At 40.3% G+C, this 16,380-nt stretch carries 22 protein-coding genes and 2 pseudogenes; 23 read left to right on the top strand and 1 reads right to left on the bottom strand.

Annotation, left to right across the window (positions count from 1 at the left end; all coding sequences use genetic code 11):
- The first annotated feature begins 40 nt into the window (after positions 1 to 40).
- The 11 genes and pseudogenes from Q0Z70_RS02355 (at position 41) to Q0Z70_RS02305 (ending at position 8,725) form a co-directional block, all read left to right on the top strand.
- Positions 41 to 388 (top strand): phBC6A51 family helix-turn-helix protein, encoded by a 348-nt coding sequence (locus Q0Z70_RS02355; RefSeq protein WP_298072276.1) that lies wholly within the window; start codon positions 41 to 43, stop codon positions 386 to 388.
- The gene (locus Q0Z70_RS02350) at positions 388 to 1,902 is read left to right on the top strand and encodes a hypothetical protein (protein WP_298072274.1); all 1,515 of its coding nucleotides are present in this window, start codon (positions 388 to 390) and stop codon (positions 1,900 to 1,902) included. Before Q0Z70_RS02355 ends, Q0Z70_RS02350 begins: the two co-directional genes overlap by 1 nt.
- Positions 1,903 to 2,387: 485 nt before the next feature.
- A complete protein-coding gene (locus Q0Z70_RS02345; protein WP_298072272.1) occupies positions 2,388 to 2,645 on the top strand; it encodes a DUF4160 domain-containing protein in 258 nt (85 codons plus the stop codon).
- 6 nt (positions 2,646 to 2,651) lie between these two features.
- Entirely contained in the window at positions 2,652 to 2,885 is a 234-nt protein-coding gene (locus Q0Z70_RS02340; RefSeq protein ID WP_298072270.1) for a DUF2442 domain-containing protein, read from the top strand.
- Entirely contained in the window at positions 2,885 to 3,286 is a 402-nt protein-coding gene (locus tag Q0Z70_RS02335; protein ID WP_298072268.1) for a DUF2442 domain-containing protein, read from the top strand. Before Q0Z70_RS02340 ends, Q0Z70_RS02335 begins: the two co-directional genes overlap by 1 nt.
- Before the next feature lie 28 nt (positions 3,287 to 3,314).
- Positions 3,315 to 3,542: pseudogene (locus Q0Z70_RS02330) on the top strand (type II toxin-antitoxin system RelE/ParE family toxin); the annotation flags it as partial.
- A 6-nt stretch (positions 3,543 to 3,548) separates the two neighbouring features.
- A pseudogene (locus Q0Z70_RS02325) lies at positions 3,549 to 3,834 on the top strand (helix-turn-helix transcriptional regulator).
- Positions 3,835 to 4,025: 191 nt separating this feature from the next.
- Entirely contained in the window at positions 4,026 to 4,754 is a 729-nt protein-coding gene (locus tag Q0Z70_RS02320) for a phage antirepressor KilAC domain-containing protein (protein ID WP_298072266.1), read from the top strand.
- A gap of 45 nt (positions 4,755 to 4,799) precedes the next feature.
- On the top strand, positions 4,800 to 6,206 hold the full coding sequence (locus Q0Z70_RS02315; RefSeq protein WP_298072264.1) for a phage portal protein: 1,407 nt from the start codon (positions 4,800 to 4,802) through the stop codon (positions 6,204 to 6,206).
- A gap of 12 nt (positions 6,207 to 6,218) precedes the next feature.
- Positions 6,219 to 6,746, top strand: coding sequence for a hypothetical protein (locus Q0Z70_RS02310; protein ID WP_298072262.1), 528 nt, complete (start codon positions 6,219 to 6,221; stop codon positions 6,744 to 6,746).
- A 194-nt stretch (positions 6,747 to 6,940) separates the two neighbouring features.
- On the top strand, positions 6,941 to 8,725 hold the full coding sequence (locus Q0Z70_RS02305; protein ID WP_298072260.1) for a hypothetical protein: 1,785 nt from the start codon (positions 6,941 to 6,943) through the stop codon (positions 8,723 to 8,725).
- Here the strand turns inward: Q0Z70_RS02305 and Q0Z70_RS02300 are convergent.
- The gene (locus Q0Z70_RS02300) at positions 8,714 to 8,941 is read right to left on the bottom strand and encodes a hypothetical protein (protein ID WP_298072258.1); all 228 of its coding nucleotides are present in this window, start codon (positions 8,939 to 8,941) and stop codon (positions 8,714 to 8,716) included. The genes Q0Z70_RS02305 and Q0Z70_RS02300 overlap by 12 nt on opposite strands.
- A 263-nt stretch (positions 8,942 to 9,204) precedes the next feature.
- Here Q0Z70_RS02300 and Q0Z70_RS02295 point away from each other — a divergent pair, with 263 nt between their 5' ends.
- From Q0Z70_RS02295 to Q0Z70_RS02240, 12 genes are all read left to right on the top strand, one after another.
- Positions 9,205 to 9,519 (top strand): hypothetical protein, encoded by a 315-nt coding sequence (locus Q0Z70_RS02295; protein WP_298072256.1) that lies wholly within the window; start codon positions 9,205 to 9,207, stop codon positions 9,517 to 9,519.
- A 65-nt stretch (positions 9,520 to 9,584) separates the two neighbouring features.
- A complete protein-coding gene (locus tag Q0Z70_RS02290) occupies positions 9,585 to 9,926 on the top strand; it encodes a hypothetical protein (protein ID WP_298072254.1) in 342 nt (113 codons plus the stop codon).
- Positions 9,927 to 10,206: 280 nt separating this feature from the next.
- Positions 10,207 to 10,632: a hypothetical protein gene (locus Q0Z70_RS02285; RefSeq protein ID WP_298072252.1), complete on the top strand. Its 426-nt coding sequence runs from the start codon at positions 10,207 to 10,209 to the stop codon at positions 10,630 to 10,632.
- Positions 10,633 to 10,765: 133 nt separating this feature from the next.
- Positions 10,766 to 11,581 (top strand): hypothetical protein, encoded by an 816-nt coding sequence (locus tag Q0Z70_RS02280; protein ID WP_298072250.1) that lies wholly within the window; start codon positions 10,766 to 10,768, stop codon positions 11,579 to 11,581.
- Positions 11,582 to 11,604: 23 nt separating this feature from the next.
- Positions 11,605 to 12,000: a hypothetical protein gene (locus tag Q0Z70_RS02275; protein WP_298072248.1), complete on the top strand. Its 396-nt coding sequence runs from the start codon at positions 11,605 to 11,607 to the stop codon at positions 11,998 to 12,000.
- A gap of 17 nt (positions 12,001 to 12,017) precedes the next feature.
- The gene (locus tag Q0Z70_RS02270) at positions 12,018 to 13,325 is read left to right on the top strand and encodes a major capsid protein (protein ID WP_298072246.1); all 1,308 of its coding nucleotides are present in this window, start codon (positions 12,018 to 12,020) and stop codon (positions 13,323 to 13,325) included.
- Positions 13,326 to 13,328: 3 nt separating this feature from the next.
- Positions 13,329 to 13,652 (top strand): DUF6706 family protein, encoded by a 324-nt coding sequence (locus Q0Z70_RS02265; protein WP_298072244.1) that lies wholly within the window; start codon positions 13,329 to 13,331, stop codon positions 13,650 to 13,652.
- A 2-nt stretch (positions 13,653 to 13,654) separates the two neighbouring features.
- Entirely contained in the window at positions 13,655 to 13,984 is a 330-nt protein-coding gene (locus Q0Z70_RS02260; RefSeq protein WP_298072242.1) for a hypothetical protein, read from the top strand.
- Positions 13,975 to 14,436 (top strand): HK97 gp10 family phage protein, encoded by a 462-nt coding sequence (locus tag Q0Z70_RS02255; RefSeq protein ID WP_298072240.1) that lies wholly within the window; start codon positions 13,975 to 13,977, stop codon positions 14,434 to 14,436. The genes Q0Z70_RS02260 and Q0Z70_RS02255 overlap by 10 nt, the downstream gene beginning before the upstream one ends.
- Entirely contained in the window at positions 14,433 to 14,831 is a 399-nt protein-coding gene (locus Q0Z70_RS02250) for a hypothetical protein (RefSeq protein WP_298072238.1), read from the top strand. Before Q0Z70_RS02255 ends, Q0Z70_RS02250 begins: the two co-directional genes overlap by 4 nt.
- Positions 14,832 to 14,835: 4 nt before the next feature.
- Positions 14,836 to 15,294: a hypothetical protein gene (locus tag Q0Z70_RS02245; RefSeq protein WP_298072236.1), complete on the top strand. Its 459-nt coding sequence runs from the start codon at positions 14,836 to 14,838 to the stop codon at positions 15,292 to 15,294.
- A gap of 105 nt (positions 15,295 to 15,399) precedes the next feature.
- A complete protein-coding gene (locus Q0Z70_RS02240) occupies positions 15,400 to 16,116 on the top strand; it encodes a hypothetical protein (protein ID WP_298072235.1) in 717 nt (238 codons plus the stop codon).
- The last annotated feature ends 264 nt before the right edge of the window (positions 16,117 to 16,380 follow it).

Genomic DNA, 16,380 nt, shown 5'->3' with positions numbered 1-16,380 from the left:
CATTTTGTTTGGAGGATTAATTGCGTAAAGTATATACGATATGAAGAAGAAACAAAGGCAAGAAATGTTCCTGGAATATTTCCGTAAAAGTCATGGGATTGTCTCTTATGCCTGTCAGCAGGTAGGCATTACAAGGTCTTGCTACTATAAATGGAGAGATAACGATCCTAAGTTCAAGGAACGTGCTGAAGAGATTGAAGAGGAAACCATTGATATTGTAGAATCAAAATTATTTTCTGCAATTAACAATGATGATTTAACTGCTATCATATTCTACTTGAAAACCAAGGGAAAGAAACGTGGTTATGTAGAGCGAGTTGAACAGGATGTCAATGTCAATCCATTTGAGCAATTGATGCAGGAGCTGCCTGATGACCCTGAAGATTGATGAAAAACGTAGAAAAGGCAAAGCTATATATGAAATTATGGCGTGCAGATTGGAATAAATTTGTGCGTGATGTTTTAAAAGCAAGGCTGGATCAGGAACAACAGAATATCATTTCATCTGTACAATTTAATCCAATGACAGCAGTTGCTTCAGGAACTGCACGTGGCAAAGATTTTGTGTCTGCTTGCGCTTGTTTGTGTTTTTTTTACCTTACACCAAGATTTGACAACACTGGTAAACTAACTAAAAACACTAAGGTAGCTATGACCGCTCCAACCGGAAGACAAGTCCATAATATTATGACACCAGAAGTACGAAGGTTGTTGAGAAACGCCGAAGTGCTTCCCGGTCGTTTGGTTGGAGATGATATTCGAACACAATATGAAGAATGGTTTCTAACAGGATTTAAGGCAGATGATAGCGCAACAGAAGCTTGGTCCGGTTTTCATGCCGTAAACACGATGTTCGCAGTAACTGAGGCTTCAGGTGTATCTGAAATCATCTATAATGCCATTGAAGGCAACCTGCAAGGTAACTCACGGCTGCTTATAGTATTCAATCCAAACATCACAACGGGATATGCTGCTCGTGCCATGAAATCCGAGCGATTTTCTAAATTTAGATTGAACTCTCTTAATGCTGAAAATGTCGTATCAAAAAAAGAAGTGATACCTGGCCAAGTTAACTATGAATGGGTGAAGGACAAAGTTGAAACATGGTGCTCCCCCATACAATCGAACGATTTCGACGAAGGGCAAGGTGACTTCAAATGGGAAGATCGACTGTATAGGCCAAATGACCTATTTCGTGTAAAGGTACTTGGTATGTTCCCCAAAGTTGCGGAAAATGTCTTGATACCATACGAATGGGTTGAAATCGCCAATGAAAGATGGAAAAAACTTGAAGATGAAAATTTCATCCCTGTTAAGTCCTGCCGCCTTGGTGTCGATGTCGCAGGTATGGGGCGTGATGATAGTGTTTTATGCCCACGATACGGTAACTACATACCAAAGTTTGAAGTTCACCAGTCCTCCGGTCGTGCCGACCATATGCACGTTGTAGGAATGGTTATACAATATGTTAAGAATAAAGATACAAAAGCTTTTGTTGATACTATCGGCGAAGGAGCCGGAGTGTTTTCAAGACTTGAAGAACTGAACTACGCAAATGTTTACTCTTGCAAGTTCTCGGAAAGTGCATCCGGGTTGAATGACATTACCGGACAATATACCTTTGCTAATATGAGAGCGTATCTATTCTGGGCTGTTCGTGATTGGTTAAATCCCAAAAATGGGTTTGGTGCTGCTATTCCACCCTGTGATAAACTCATGGAGGAATTGACCGAAATACACTGGAAGTTCCAAAGTAATGGCAGCATCATCATTGAACCTAAAGACAAAATCAAGGAACGCATAAAACGTTCTCCTGACTGGGGAGATGCGCTGGCCAATACATTTTATCCTAAAGATTACACGCCTATTAATGAAGGAGAAATACTCAAAGATGTTTTATGATTATTCATTGCTCATCATTTAGATGTACTGGCTTGTGAAAGTCGGTGCATTTCTGTTTTAGAGCTATAAAATATTTTGTGTAAATAGAAATACGGGATTCAAAGCGAGTTCCGTATTTTTTTATTTTATAAATTTGCAAAATGAAGAAATTATGAAAGAAAAGAATCAAGTAGTGCCCGATGTGGTTGCCCTGCATCTACTTAAAATTAAAAAGTGCCATCGCCTTTCCCGCTGTTCAACACATCTCGAAAATGCTGTGAGTACATTAATACTTCACACGGGGGTACGATAGCACCTAATATTTTAAGTGAGGTCATAAAAATAACCTGCACGTATGCAAGTTCACGACCTGCATTTACTGATGATATGTTGAACACCGCAAAGGGAAGAATATTTTTTGGAACGGCAAAGAAAAAGCGGGAAAATATTTGTAGGATATAAATTTATATCCTATCTTTGTATGGCAAAACAAAAAAAGAACTATCATGCCGGAAATATGCCGATTTTTTGGAATAATAATCAGTTTGTATTGGAGAGACCATAATCCTCCGCATATTCATTTCACCTATGGAAACTATGAATGTTCCATCAGCGTATTGGATAGGATTGTGGACGGACAAGCTCCGGCAAAGGTAATAGCCAAAGTCAATCAATGGATGGATTTGCACGAGGCTGAAATCCTTTCTTTATGGGAAAAAGCCCAAAGAGGCGATAAGATTGATAACATAGAACCTTTAAAATAAACGCTTATGTTACGAGTAGTAGATGTAGATTATATCAGAGATTATGAGCTTCTTGTAACTTTCAGTGACGGAAGCAAAAAAAAGGTTGATTTAAAACCATACCTTACAGGAGAAGTGTTTGGGGAATTGCTGGATAAGGATAAATTCATCCAATACGGATTGACACATGTCACAATAGAATGGGCTAATGGGGCGGATTTGGCTCCTGAATTCTTGTATGAAATAGGAACTGCCGCATAATGAAAATAACGAAAATTTGGTTTGAAGACAACCGCATTTACGGATTAACTGATGACGGGCGTACTTTATGGCAGTCTCTGTTATATTATCGCCGTTTATTGTCAGCATCAGACAAAGAACGCAACGAATACGAGATAAACGCTTTCGGAATACGTTGGGAAAAATTGGACGAGGATGTTTCTTTTGAAAGTTTTGAATATGACGACCCCGAACCAACAGGAATATCAAAGATACTGCTTTCACATCCAGAACTGAACCTGTCGGCAATAGCAAGGCGTATGGGGATTCAGCAAAGCTTGCTTGCTGCATACGCCAATGGTACAAAAAAACCATCAAAAGAGCGTTTCGATGAGATATTGCATACAATCCACTCTATCGGATGCGAACTAGCATCAGTCTGATTTTTCTTCTTTGATGAAAGAAGATAAGTTGCTCAAAATACAGGAACGGATAAGTGAGAAGTTTGTAAAATTTATCCGTGACGGCATTTATGAAATTAGATCGTCTTACGACGGTAATATTTACTGTGCATTCTTTTTATTCGATGAAGGCAACATCGTGATGCTGTTCAACGGGTTTCAGAAGAAAACGCAAAAGACGCCGGAAAGTGAAATTAAAAAAGCATTGGAACTTAAAAAAGAATATTATGCAGAAAAAAATAACATTGGCAGCTTTGACGCCATACTTGACGAGAAGTATGGCAAAATAGGGTCTCCCGAGCGTGAGGAATTTCACAAGGAGGCTTATGCTTATTGCGTAGGACAAATAGTCTGTAACGCACGTGAAGCAAAAAAAAATGACACAAAGCGAGCTTGCAGAGAAAATAGGGAAAGAACGGTCTTTTATCTCTAAAGTTGAAATGGAGGAAAGTAACCTTACTCTCTCCACGCTTTATGACATTGTAACGAAAGGACTTGGGGGAAAACTTGACATACAAGTTCAACTTTGAAAAACAGCCCTAATGAAACGAAAGAACATCTTGCTATGTTTGGTTTGTAATTTAAATCACTGACTTTTAATATCAGCGTGATTACATTCTGTAGTTACGTTTTTTATTATTTAATTGTGATGATTTTCAAACATATTTATTAACTTTGCACCATAACCCAATCACCGTATGAAGGAGTACGGAACAATGTTATGGACGAGTTAATTCCAATTAAAGAAACTAATGGCAAAAAAGCTGTAAATGCACGTGACCTACATTGCTTCTTATGTAGTAAAAGAGATTTCTCCACATGGATTAAGGACAGAATTGACAAGTATGATTTCATTGAAAGAGTTGATTTTCAATCATTCCCCGAAATTGTGGAGCGAGAAATAGGTGCTACCACGAGAATAGAGTACGCTCTTTCTATAAGTATGGCCAAGGAGCTTTCAATGATAGAGAATAATGAACAAGGGAAAAGAGCGAGAAAGTATTTCATAGAATGCGAAAACACTGTAAAAAATGGAGGATTCAAAATCCCATCCACATTTAGCGAAGCGTTGCTGTTGGCAGCCAATCAGGCGAATCAAATTGAAGAACAACAGAAAAAGATTGAGAAAGACAAGCCTAAAGTCTTGTTCGCCGATGCTGTTTCAACTTCCCAGCGATCATGCCTTGTTGCCGAACTGGCAAAAATACTCCAGCAGAATGGAGTATCTATCGGACAAAACAGACTTTTTTCATGGATGAGAGAAAATGGCTATCTATGTTCAAAAGGACAATACTACAATCAGCCTACCCAAAAATCAATGGAACTTGGATTGTTTGAGCTAAAACAGACTTCCATAACAAAACCTGATGGAGTGGTATTGGTAACTACTACCACTAAAGTAACAGGAAAAGGGCAGATTTACTTTATTGATAAACTCCTATCGAAATAACATTCATTACCGGTATGAAGCTATACCGTACTTAAAACAAATTTTATGGACGCAATAACCGCTATACTCGACCTGTCAAGAAACGCAACTGACATCATCAATGACCTCAAACAAAAGAGCATTGACATACCCAGATGGGACAAGTTGATAACAGACTATGAACCTACCAAGCATAATATTGTTCAAGACCATTGCAGCCGAAAAGACAAGGAACGGTCCGACGGCATTGTCGAAAAAGCTTCTCGCATTTACATTGGCCTTGAAAAGTTGCTTACCAAACGAATGACGGAATTCATGTACGCCATCCCTGTTAAGCGTTTTTATCACAACACGAAAGGCTATGAGATCAGACAACAAATCGCCAAGGCTATCGAAGCCATCTACAAGTATGCGCGTATTGATTCTGAGAACATCAAACGTGGTGTGGCTTATTTCGCTTCCTGTGAGATATTTACTATCTGGTATGTTGTCCAAAAGAAGAATACCTTGTATGGCTTCGAAAGCGATTACAAACTAAAGTGCAAAACATACTCTCCGATGGACGGAGTATTGCTATATCCGCTGATTGATGAGCTTGGCGATATGTTGGCTATGTCATTCCAATACAAGAAAAAGGTGAAGGATGTCGAAATAGTCTATTTTGAAACCTACACCGCAAATCGTCACTACATGTGGAAACAGGCAGGTAATGGTTGGGAACTTATGGCATCTGAACCCGTTAAGCTACTCAAGATACCCGGTGCGTATGCTTGCAGGCCTGAGCCCATCTATCACGGACTTTCGCACATCCGGGAGGAAATTGAATACACCTTGTCTCGAAACAGCGATGTGATCGCCTACAATTCATCGCCTATACTGAAGGTAGTCGGAGATTTGGTTGGCAATGATAATAAGGGAGAAAGCCGCAGGGTCTATCAGATTAAAAACGGAGGGGATATTGCTTACGTCTCTTGGAACCAAGCCATTGAGGCTTTAAAGTACCATGTGGATACATTGCTTAAGTTATTCTTCATGCAGTCACAGATGCCAGATGTATCGTTTGAGAACATGAAATCACTTGGTAGCATCGGTTATGACGCAAGACAAATGTTGCTGACTGATGCCCATCTGAAAGTAGGAGACGAAAGTGGCCCCTGGATTGAGTTCTTTGAACGTGAATGCAGCGTTATCAAGCAGTTCCTGAAAATGATGAATACAGCCTGGGAAAAAGAAGTGGATAATGTCGAGGTAGAACACATCATTACCCCATTTATACAGAATGATGAAACGGCCATGATTACTCGTCTGCAAAAAGGGAATGGAGGCAAAGCGATTTTCAGTCAGCTTGAATCTATCGAAATGGCCGGCTATTCCAATGACGCTGAAAAGACTTTGGAGCAAATCCAGAAAGAAGATGCAGAGGCTTCCAAAAGCAGGATAAGCAATATATTTGAAGATAGAATCACAGACTAAAAAAACAGAAAAATGAAAGACATTGAATTTATTGAAAAAGAAGGGCTATATGTAGCTGACTTTGTATCAGAAGGTAAGTGTGTTATCCAAGTAGATAACGGTACAGTCGATGACTTGATTCTGTACCGGCATATGCCAGATATGGAACCTATTGCTTACGACAAGTTAAATTTTGATTCACATAAACGCGTGTTTGACCTCGATGTACCAGTCGGCATGATGATACGCATCATCAGCAAGACACAGGTTAAGGCTGCTAAGATGGTAATTGCATATCAGGAAGGCGGGAACAGTGGTCAAACTGTCACTAAAGCTACGGCAAGCGTGGATGCCAATGCAGGCGTACCGAGCGTAGAAGTATCATTGGAAGATGGTAGTCTCAACTTCGACTTCAAGAATTTAAAAGGAGATGTCGGAAAAAATGGTGCAAAAATCACGTCCATTGAGCTGAACATTACCGGAACTGTCATTTCAGGTAAGGCACATTTGGATGATGAAAGCACTGCGGATATTACCGGTACATATAGTCCCGAAGAATAATTGATTTTATAGGTAACTTATCTGCCAAGTTGTAGAATAAGTAAAAGCAGTGTAAGCCGAAGCTTACACTGCTGGCTTAAATATTATGAAAGTTCAAGTTGAAGGAATGGTGAATACTTCATGTGCAAATGTCCATTTCAGAAGCGTAGCATGTTCCTGAACATGGATGTATGTGACAGATTTGAAAAGAGACGATGGCAAAACCCAAAATACCCAGCCAAAAGAACAAGTACGACGAACTGAATAAACGGTTGGCTAAATATATTTCGCTTATTGAGTCTGTTTATGACACGCTGAATATGGAAGCCGCAAAGCTGGTTGATAGCTTGGGTATTGATGACATTAGCGAAGACCCTTTCAGTTTCTCTGGCTATCCTGAAACAAACAGGAGAATAGACGAAATACAAAAAAGATTTGTTGATGATATAGAAGCGGTTATTTATCGTGGTACCAGTGACGAATGGAAGAACAGCAATGAGGCGCAAGACTTGATGGCAAATAAAGTTCTAAAGGCTTACAATGCTAAAGTTGACGGGAAAAAATACAAAGTCTTATATCAAGCAAACTCTGATGCTTTGAAAGCTTTCCAGAACCGAAAAGATAAAGGTTTTAATGTTTCAGAAAAGCTATGGAACCAGTCTGTCGTTTACAAAAAAGAGCTGGAGGATGCTATATCTTGCGCCATCGAAAAAGGTATGAGTGCCGTCACATTGAGCAAACGTATATCTAAATACCTGCTCGACTTCCCACAACTACAAAAGGATTATAAAGAGAAATTTGGCAGAGCAAGCACAGCACTCGACTGCGAATACCGTTCTATCCGTTTGGCCGCATCTGAAATCAATATGGCTTACCGAACTGCCGAAAACGAACGTTGGAAACAAATGGATTTTGTGGTTGGCTATGAAATCAAATTGAGCGGGAATCACACCTTGAACGGAGAGCCGTTCTCCGACATTTGCGACCATCTTGCCGGAAAGTACCCGAAGGATTTTGTTTGGACTGGTTGGCACCCACTGTGCCGTTGCTACAAGATACCAATCCTCAAAACGGAAGAAGAGTTTTGGGCGTGGGACGGACGGAGTGATGTTTCTACAAAAAGTGTAAATGAAGTAAAGGATGTGCCGGATAGTTTCAAGCAGTGGGTGGGAACAAATGCTTACCGCATAGAAAAGGCTAAGGATAGAGGAACACTGCCGTATTTTATCAAAGATAATCCGTCATACATTAATGGAAAGTCAATGAAGCAAGTTCCTGTATCGACAAAACCATTCAAGTTTGACAAATCTACATTAAAGCAGTTGAAAAATAATGGGTTTTCTTTTGAAGGAGAGAGTACTGTTTCCGGGTTCAATAAAAGTGCAATCAGTGGAGTTGATTTAATATCAATAGATAAAACACTATCTGATTTATTTAAAGAAAATAAGATAAATATAACCAAACGAAGCATTGAGGTCAACTTGAGAGGAAATGTAGAATTGTCTTACATAGGTGAACATAATGGTGAAGAATTCCGTTTAATCCGTTTTTTTGCAGGTAGTTCCAAATACAAGGAAGTGCAACATAGTTTATTCATTTTACCTAAAGATTTACAAGGCAGAGGTATTTCTAAAAAAGTCCTTTCATGTTTTTACAAAGAATACAAAAAGGCTGGTATTGCAAAAATTAATGTTCATGCAAATATTGATGTAGGTGGATATACATGGGCTAAGTATGGTTTTGCTGCAGAGAAGAGGGATGTGGATGACTTAATTACGTACTTCAAGACTTCTCGTAAAGACAAAAAACATACAAAAGAGATAGAAGACATGGTGCGCAATTTCTATTCCAAGAATGATGTAAAAACATTATTTCCTATGAATCTGATCTCTGAAAAAACATATGGAAAAGACATGCTACTTGACTCAAGCTGGTATGGAGTAATAGATATGAACGATGCAGAACAGATAAAAATATTCGAGAAATATTTATTCAGATAGTACCCGATTGATATTTGCATCGTATTCTTCTTCCGATATTCCGTATCTTTTCAGGGCTACATTTTTAGCAACTCCTCTGCGAATTTGGGCGAACACACCCATTACACAGAGGTCAAACCTTGATATTTCTCCATCCAATAACTCTGCATGCATTTCGGTGGTCAATTCCTCTTTCATCTCACGCCGTTTTTTTTCTATAAATTCTTTGTCTGTCATATTAACATCTTAATTTGCTTCAAGGATTGTATAAATAATGTTTAGGTCTTTATTTATAATGCAAATATACGGATTTTGTTTGAGAAATTAAGATATACTCTGATAAAAATAACAGCCTCAGAAATGTATGATTTGTGTATGGGTATAACAGGATACATGTTTCAAGAAACATAATGATACTCCGTGTGGACAATCTCATGGTTAATACTGAAATTATTGGAGGGATAGTTGAGAGGTTCGGGAAATAGCACTATCTTTACAACATGAAAAAGGAAATAGCGAAATACCAAAAAGCAGCGTTTGCCTATGCAAAAACCATAGGCTTCAATCGTTGTCTGTTTGAAAAGGAATGGAAAGGTTATATGGCGTTCCATGTTTGGCACAAGAAGCTGGAGGGGGCATGTGTCGGTTATCCTCAATTCGTGCTTGTTGATAACGACATGACGGCAAGAATGGCAACTTTGGAAGAATTGTTTGACGGGCTTTTCTTCGACAACAGCAAAAGCACCCCTCAAATCGACTTTTCAAGCCATGAAGCATTGGATGCGTGGATCGAAAAGTACGGTGACAAAGAATAGCATATTAGCGAAAACATGGTTAAGAGATTCTATAAAAAACGGCAATAACCCGTTCATAAAAGATAATGGATAATATGGAACGTATCAGGCTTTCAAAAACGGAAAAGAAAGTTTTGTTTATGCTTTCTGCCGGTCTGACGGACGGGCAAACAGCCGTCAAGTCGGATGAGTATGTGCTTGCCATCCTCTCCCTGCATGATAAGGGTCTTGCTCATGGCGCATTTGTAGAAGGCGGTGGAGTGGAATCTGCGAGGCTTACCGAAAAAGGAGGGCTGTATTTGTATGACAATCCAAGCCTAAGTAACCCCGTTGACTGGAGCAAGGTTGCAGCGGTATCTGGAATTATCGCTGCCATAGCTGCCGTAGCTGCCCTGCTTGTCAGTTGCTCGTTAATCCTTCTTAGATGATTTCTGCAAGTTGTGATTTGCTCTCAAATTAGGATCTTTATCCATCGGAGACAATTTGGTAAAACTATAGAAGATTGTCTGTTATAATAGTTATTTGCTTGCATTAAAGCTAAATTGAAAAATCTGTTCTGCTTTTTCATCTGCTTTCAGATAAAAGTTAAATCAAAAATATTATTGTTTTCATCGAAAAAAAATATCGCTAAATCATTGTTATTCAAATATTTATTTGTATTTTTACATATCCAAAACATATTGAATAACAAACTAAATTAATGTAGCAATGGATGAAAATCAGAACAACTATCCACGCATGACACAAGCCGAGCTTATCATGCAAATGGCTCAACTGAATGTTGAGTATGAAAACAAAATCAATGAGATTGAAAGAAGACAGAGTCTGCTTGAAGAAAAAGTAAAAAATCTGGAGAAGAACAAAATTGATCATGGATGTAGGTCTACTATTTCGTCTTATGTCTCAAGAAATGGTCTCCCAATCTACGTAAAAGACCTTCCTCAATTAGGGAGACAAGTCACGGCTTTGTGCAAGAAAAGGGGATATACACCGTCAAAGGTAAGTGTAGAGAGATTTGGTGAGATGAATACATATCCAGATGTAATCTTATATGAGTTCTTCAATTCATATTTAAAGAGCGCACAATATCAATTAGCCGTTAAAGTAGCTTCTCAGATGAGAGAAATAAAATAGTTCTCGTATTGAGAAGAAAGCATATAATGTTCGCCTCACCCTGTTTATTTGCATAGTGAGGCGAAAAAAATAAAAGAAAATGTTTGTTTTTCAGCTATTTTATTTTTACCTTTGTCCCAACATGTGAAGCTACATGTTACAGGACTTTCGTAAAGACTTTCATTGCTACAAAAATGTGTCCTATGATAGCCTGCTTGCATGTATTGCTCGCAGGCTATTTCATAAACCAAAATTAGTAACAATGAACAGAAAACAGCAAGTTTTTGTAAGGTTGAAACTTAAAGCGAAGGCGTTAGGGTTCAACAAAAAGGAGCTTCAGGGTATTGCTGCCAAGATTGCCGATAACCTGAAATCCGCAGATGATGCCTCCGAAGAGGATGTAAACGCAGAGATTGACGAGCAGATTGATGCGGTTCTTCCTTACCTCACTTTCGGCCAGTCGCAAGCCAATCGTTTGCTTGACGAATGGAAGAAAAATCACCCTGAAACAGATGACGATAACGATAATGATGACGATGTAGACATATCGGATCAAAGAACGCGTCAGACTGGTTCAAAAAAGAATCCACCAAACAAAGGGAAGAGTGAAGACGATACTCCAGAATGGGCAAAAGGTATGGTGAAGACCATCGAAACGCTTACCGGAAAGATTTCCGCACTGGAAGGAGAAAAGAAAATATCCGAACAGAAAGCTAAGTTGGAAGCCATACTGAAAGACACCGGAGCATTCGGAACCCGCACGTTGAAGAGTTTCTCAAAAATGAAGTTTGAGAATGACGACGAGTTCGATGAATTCATTTCCGAAGTTGAAGCGGATTTGAAGGCTTACAATCAAGAACGCGCCAATGCCGGACTTTCCACACTTGGAAATCCGCCTGCCGCAGGAGGAGGAAAGCCAAAAGAAGAGCCATTAAGCGACGATGAAATTGACGCTTTGGCAAATATGTAAAACTCAAAAAAAGTAAGAAAAAAATGGGAGCAGTAGATGTAGGTACCATTGAATCATTCGGTTTCGATAACGACCCGATTGTTATCCGCAAATACATCGCCGGTGTAAAAGGCGGAAAAGTTTTGGACGTAAGCGGCTTTAAAGGAGAATACATCAGAGCCGGCCACGTCATTATTCGCGACACGGCAAGTGACACTTACAAACCGATGCCGTTGAACTCTGGAGGAGACGCATACGACACCCTTCCCGGCAGTCACGAGTATGTAGGTGTATGTGTAGCCACCAAATCTGTAAAAGAACCGTTCGTGTCAATCATGCACACAGGCGTAGTGAATGACAATGCAAGTCCCTATCCATTGGATAGCATCAAGAATGCACTGAAGGCCGCTGTGCCGACCCTTGTGTTTGAACACGATTAAAAAAAAGGAGGTAACGTATGAATGAATCATTGTTTGCAAAATATATCGCCAAGTTTTTCCCGAAACTTCAGCGACTGATTGAAAAGGTAAATGGTAAACGAAACAAGAACCTTACCTATCTCCATAAAGGAGAAAATGCCATGTTGAGACAGGAGTATTCTCCTGACAACAAATGGGAAAGCACATCGGTAAATACCACTTATGTGGCCGCCGACTTTGTAGCTGTTGACTCTGAACTTCCCGTAAAGAGCCGTGACAGCATCGCTTCGGCTAACGGTAAGTTACCGAAAATCGGAATGTCGAAAATCCTGAAGGAGTCTGACATCAACAATATCAATGTGATGGAAGCGCAGGGCGGAAATGCACAGAAGATTGTGAAAAAGTTGTCTGACGACGCAGTTGCCTGTTCAGTCGGCATTGACGAAAGAAACGAGTACAACTTCTTGTTTGCTCTTTCCAATGGCTATGTGGCTATCAAGGACGAAGACACCCCAAATGCATTGCTTCGACTGAACTTCAACTATCTTGCCGCAAACACGTTCGGTGCAACCACCAAAGGGCTTCCTTCGTTGGAGGACATCAAACGCGTAATCAGTAAGGCTGATGGTGATGGCAATTCCGTCATTCAAATTTGCATCGCAAAATCAACTTACGACAAGTTGCGCCAAACGAAAGAGGCAAAAGAACTTGTGGCGAACTATAATGGTCAATCCTTCACCAAAGACACCATTCTTCCCACACCTACCGCTACGAAGTTCAACGAGGCATTTGCCGATGACAACAATGGCATTTCGTTCAAGGTGATTGACCGGTCTGTCATTTTCGAAAAGGACGGAAAGAAGATTTCCATGAAGCCTTGGAATGCCAATCGCCTTGTCTTCATTTGCAACGACGTGGTAGGTACGCTTGTTTATGGCCGCTTGGCTGAAAAGACGAACCCCGTGAAGAATGTGGACTATCAAGAAGTGGATGCGTTTAAGCTCATTTCCAAATACTCTTTGACAAATCCGTTGCGAGAAATCACAGCCGGGCAGGCTTTCGTGGCACCTATCATCGAGGATGTTGACCAAATCTATGTTCTCGACATTTCCGAGGCCCAGGAAGTTGACACGGAGGCAGAAGCAAGTGATGTTTCCGACGAAAAGATCACCATTTGGGGAAAGGCTTATACCAAGACTAACTTTGTAGCTGAACTGAACAAGATTGCCGGCTCCAATTTCGATGCCAAGACATCTGACGAGGCTCTGATTGAAGCCGTAAACAAGTTGAGTGATGCCAAAGAAAACAAACTGAAAGCAGCCGTTGAGTCTTATGTATCTGAATAAGGTATGAAAACAATCCTCGAAGCACTCCGTGACGAAATTCACTATCCTTTACCAACCGGGTATCTGGAAAACAAACTCATTGTACGTGGTCTGAACAAGGATGACGAATTTGACCCTGAAACAGCTCGTGGAAAGGATTTTCGTGGATGCGTTGCGGATTGCTTGGTTGGATTGGTTACATCGCCCAATATTTCGGAGGGCGGAGTATCAATCAGCCAGTCAGACAAGACTTCCATTCTAAAGATCGCAAATTCCATCTATACCTCCATTGGGGAAGATGAAGTAACCGATGAAAAGAGACCTACCGTAACCTTCGTAAACTATTAGCCATGATTGTATCATTCAGACCTCATACGTTGTCCTATCAGATAACATCAGAAGGATATGAAGACGAGAATGGAGACTTTCATCCCGGCGAAACATCGTTTACAGGTGAAATACCTTGCAGGTGCGAACCGAACGGAGGGAAGGCTGAGGTCATAGTTTTTGATGACGGAACAACTTTTGTCTATCGGTACATCATCTACATGGATCGGAATTGCAAAGAATTCAAACGAGATGAACGGGTTCGTGTTTTCCGCAAAGACGGAAGCATCCTCGTGGAGGCCAAGGTACTTGGTTTCCAAAGAGGGCAACTTAACGCAAGAATGTGGGTATAAAACGAGTTACATCTGAATCGTCCATCCATGACACCATCATCCAAGAGATTGATAGGGTAAATAGATTAATGCTGCGTGCCCTATCACATCTTGGCGAGGAATGTATCATCGAGGCACGTGACAGGTCACCTGAAGAAAGCTGGATAGACCGTACCGGAAATCTAAGAAGTTCAATCGGCTATGTCACTGATTCTGAAGGAAAAATAATCAAGTATTCAGATTTCAGCGTTGTAAAGAATGGTTCCGAAGGATCTGAAACAGGAAAGGCTCTTGCTGAAGAAATCGCCAATAAGTACCGTAGCGGATATGTGCTTGTCGTGGTAGCAGGTATGACCTATGCCGAATACGTGGAAGCGATGGACAACAAAGTGGTACTTGCATCCGCCGAACTGTTCGCACGCCAGCAATTTCCAAGTATGATGCAGAAACTTAAATCGCAAATAGCCTTATGAAATCGGATATTGAAATCAAAGATGACATCTACAATCACATCAAAGGCTCCGCATTGGAGCATGCCGTAACAGGAAAACTATGTAAGGCGTCCAAAAGGCCATCCGGTTCTGACAAAGAGGACATTGTTATATCTATCCTTGACAACGGAAGCGGTCAGATACAGCAGGCTTTTATAAATGTGAACATCTACGTGAAAGATAATATCCGTAACAGACAGGCTGAAGTGAATGATCCTCGGTGTCGTGAACTTTGCAAAATAGCCATTGAAGTCCTTAAGGTTGGACGTGGGGCTGGTTTCCGCTTTACGCTCGACAAGCAGCGGGTGATGCCCGTCAACGGGAAAGACGAACATTTCATCAATAACAAATTATTGTATAAACAAGTAAACGAATAATATCATGACAGAAAAAACTGTAACTGTATCATGGGGACAACCCAAGATTGAAGTGAAGAAACTTGGTTTAGGAGAAGGCGAATGGCAAGAATTTGCTACTCCTGTAGAAGGAACTACGCAGCTCACCACTACGCAAGGAGACAAAATGGAAGCCAAAATTGAAGGCGGCGAGAATGAAGCTGTCAAGTACAAGAAGAACACCTATCAGCTAACTTTCAATGTTAGACAGGTACCGGAGCGAACAGATCCCATTGTTGACACTGATGGGGTTGTTGCAGATGAATATGCAGTCCGTGTTACTCCTGAAAACCCAGAATCTTTAGGAATAGAGATCGGTAGGTCATCAGTGAATGTACAAAAGACGTATGACGTAGAAAACGGCATTGTAAAGATCTACACCTTTGACGTGCTGAAAGCCGAAGCCGGTGAAGCTGTCAAAATCCAAAAGATTGTAGCTGATTAACTGAATTACACATAGTTGACAGTATAAAAACCGTATGATTAATGAATTTGCCAAACGTGGGGGCTTTGTACCCACGTGTTTTTTTATGCCAACCGTATGAAAGAAATGGATGACAAAGAAACCATTGAAATGAACATCGCCGACACCATCATGGAGAAGCCTGTAAGTTTTTGCATCGGTCGAGAACGTTTCTATCTGTACCCGCCTACTCTCGGAAAGATCTATTTACTTTCACGCCTCACAAATAGCCTCGGAGTGAATAAACAAATTCTATCATCCAATCCGTATCTTGAAGCATATAGGCTCGCATCAGACAAGAAAGAACTTGTATGTAGAATACTGGCCTATCATAGCTTAAAACGAAAATGTGACATCCAAAATGAAGAGAAAGTAAGCAAACGTGCAGACCTGTTCCAAAATAGCCTTAATAATGAAGAACTTGCGCAGCTTCTGGTCATTACGCTCAACCATGAAAATGTGCCAGAATATATCATTCACCTTGGATTGGATAAAGAACATGCGGAGCGCAAACGAGTAATGGCGATAAAGAATAACACCGGCAACCTTTCTTTCTGCGGGAAGAGTACCTATGGTACCATTATCGACTGGGCCTGTCAACGATATGGATGGAGTATGGAATACGTAGTCTGGGGTATCAGTTACGCCAACCTCCAAATGTTGATGACCGACTCCATCACATCCATTTACTTGTCGCCCGAAGAAAGGAAGAAGCTTGGCATTGTTGATAATCAGGAAATCATCAATGCTGACGATCCTAAGAATCGCGAACTAATACTAAGTTTGCTGAAAGGAGGCTCTTAATAATAGAACATATAAGGCAAAAAAATATCGGGGAAACACTTTTGTTATCCCCGATAAATATTAAAAATAGGACATTACTCAATTCTATTAGCAACGACTATACGGCTGTTTAGATTTACTAAACCGCTATCAGTTACAAGGAAACGAGCATCAAAAGTGATATATTCTTGTAATGGAATAAAAGTAATCGTATCTTGTATATTTGTGTATTCAGCCCATATCGAATCCTTATAACCGGTGTATTCTGATATATCTACAAATAAA

Source organism: uncultured Bacteroides sp. (assembly GCF_947632445.1).
Lineage (GTDB): Bacteria > Bacteroidota > Bacteroidia > Bacteroidales > Bacteroidaceae > Bacteroides.
Note: the sequence above shows the minus strand (reverse complement) of the source record. Positions and strands in the feature narration are given on the sequence as shown.

Excerpts from the sequence above, each read along its gene's own strand:
- Q0Z70_RS02355 (WP_298072276.1), top strand. The coding sequence starts at position 41 with ATGAAGAAGAAACAAAGGCAAGAAATGTTCCTGGAATATTTCCGTAAA.
- Q0Z70_RS02350 (WP_298072274.1), top strand. The coding sequence starts at position 388 with ATGAAAAACGTAGAAAAGGCAAAGCTATATATGAAATTATGGCGTGCA.
- Q0Z70_RS02345 (WP_298072272.1), top strand. The coding sequence starts at position 2,388 with ATGCCGGAAATATGCCGATTTTTTGGAATAATAATCAGTTTGTATTGG.
- Q0Z70_RS02340 (WP_298072270.1), top strand. The coding sequence starts at position 2,652 with ATGTTACGAGTAGTAGATGTAGATTATATCAGAGATTATGAGCTTCTT.
- Q0Z70_RS02335 (WP_298072268.1), top strand. The coding sequence starts at position 2,885 with ATGAAAATAACGAAAATTTGGTTTGAAGACAACCGCATTTACGGATTA.
- Q0Z70_RS02320 (WP_298072266.1), top strand. The coding sequence starts at position 4,026 with ATGGACGAGTTAATTCCAATTAAAGAAACTAATGGCAAAAAAGCTGTA.
- Q0Z70_RS02315 (WP_298072264.1), top strand. The coding sequence starts at position 4,800 with ATGGACGCAATAACCGCTATACTCGACCTGTCAAGAAACGCAACTGAC.
- Q0Z70_RS02310 (WP_298072262.1), top strand. The coding sequence starts at position 6,219 with ATGAAAGACATTGAATTTATTGAAAAAGAAGGGCTATATGTAGCTGAC.
- Q0Z70_RS02305 (WP_298072260.1), top strand. The coding sequence starts at position 6,941 with ATGGCAAAACCCAAAATACCCAGCCAAAAGAACAAGTACGACGAACTG.
- Q0Z70_RS02300 (WP_298072258.1), bottom strand. The coding sequence starts at position 8,941 with ATGACAGACAAAGAATTTATAGAAAAAAAACGGCGTGAGATGAAAGAG.
- Q0Z70_RS02295 (WP_298072256.1), top strand. The coding sequence starts at position 9,205 with ATGAAAAAGGAAATAGCGAAATACCAAAAAGCAGCGTTTGCCTATGCA.
- Q0Z70_RS02290 (WP_298072254.1), top strand. The coding sequence starts at position 9,585 with ATGGATAATATGGAACGTATCAGGCTTTCAAAAACGGAAAAGAAAGTT.
- Q0Z70_RS02285 (WP_298072252.1), top strand. The coding sequence starts at position 10,207 with ATGGATGAAAATCAGAACAACTATCCACGCATGACACAAGCCGAGCTT.
- Q0Z70_RS02280 (WP_298072250.1), top strand. The coding sequence starts at position 10,766 with ATGTTACAGGACTTTCGTAAAGACTTTCATTGCTACAAAAATGTGTCC.
- Q0Z70_RS02275 (WP_298072248.1), top strand. The coding sequence starts at position 11,605 with ATGGGAGCAGTAGATGTAGGTACCATTGAATCATTCGGTTTCGATAAC.
- Q0Z70_RS02270 (WP_298072246.1), top strand. The coding sequence starts at position 12,018 with ATGAATGAATCATTGTTTGCAAAATATATCGCCAAGTTTTTCCCGAAA.
- Q0Z70_RS02265 (WP_298072244.1), top strand. The coding sequence starts at position 13,329 with ATGAAAACAATCCTCGAAGCACTCCGTGACGAAATTCACTATCCTTTA.
- Q0Z70_RS02260 (WP_298072242.1), top strand. The coding sequence starts at position 13,655 with ATGATTGTATCATTCAGACCTCATACGTTGTCCTATCAGATAACATCA.
- Q0Z70_RS02250 (WP_298072238.1), top strand. The coding sequence starts at position 14,433 with ATGAAATCGGATATTGAAATCAAAGATGACATCTACAATCACATCAAA.
- Q0Z70_RS02245 (WP_298072236.1), top strand. The coding sequence starts at position 14,836 with ATGACAGAAAAAACTGTAACTGTATCATGGGGACAACCCAAGATTGAA.
- Q0Z70_RS02240 (WP_298072235.1), top strand. The coding sequence starts at position 15,400 with ATGGATGACAAAGAAACCATTGAAATGAACATCGCCGACACCATCATG.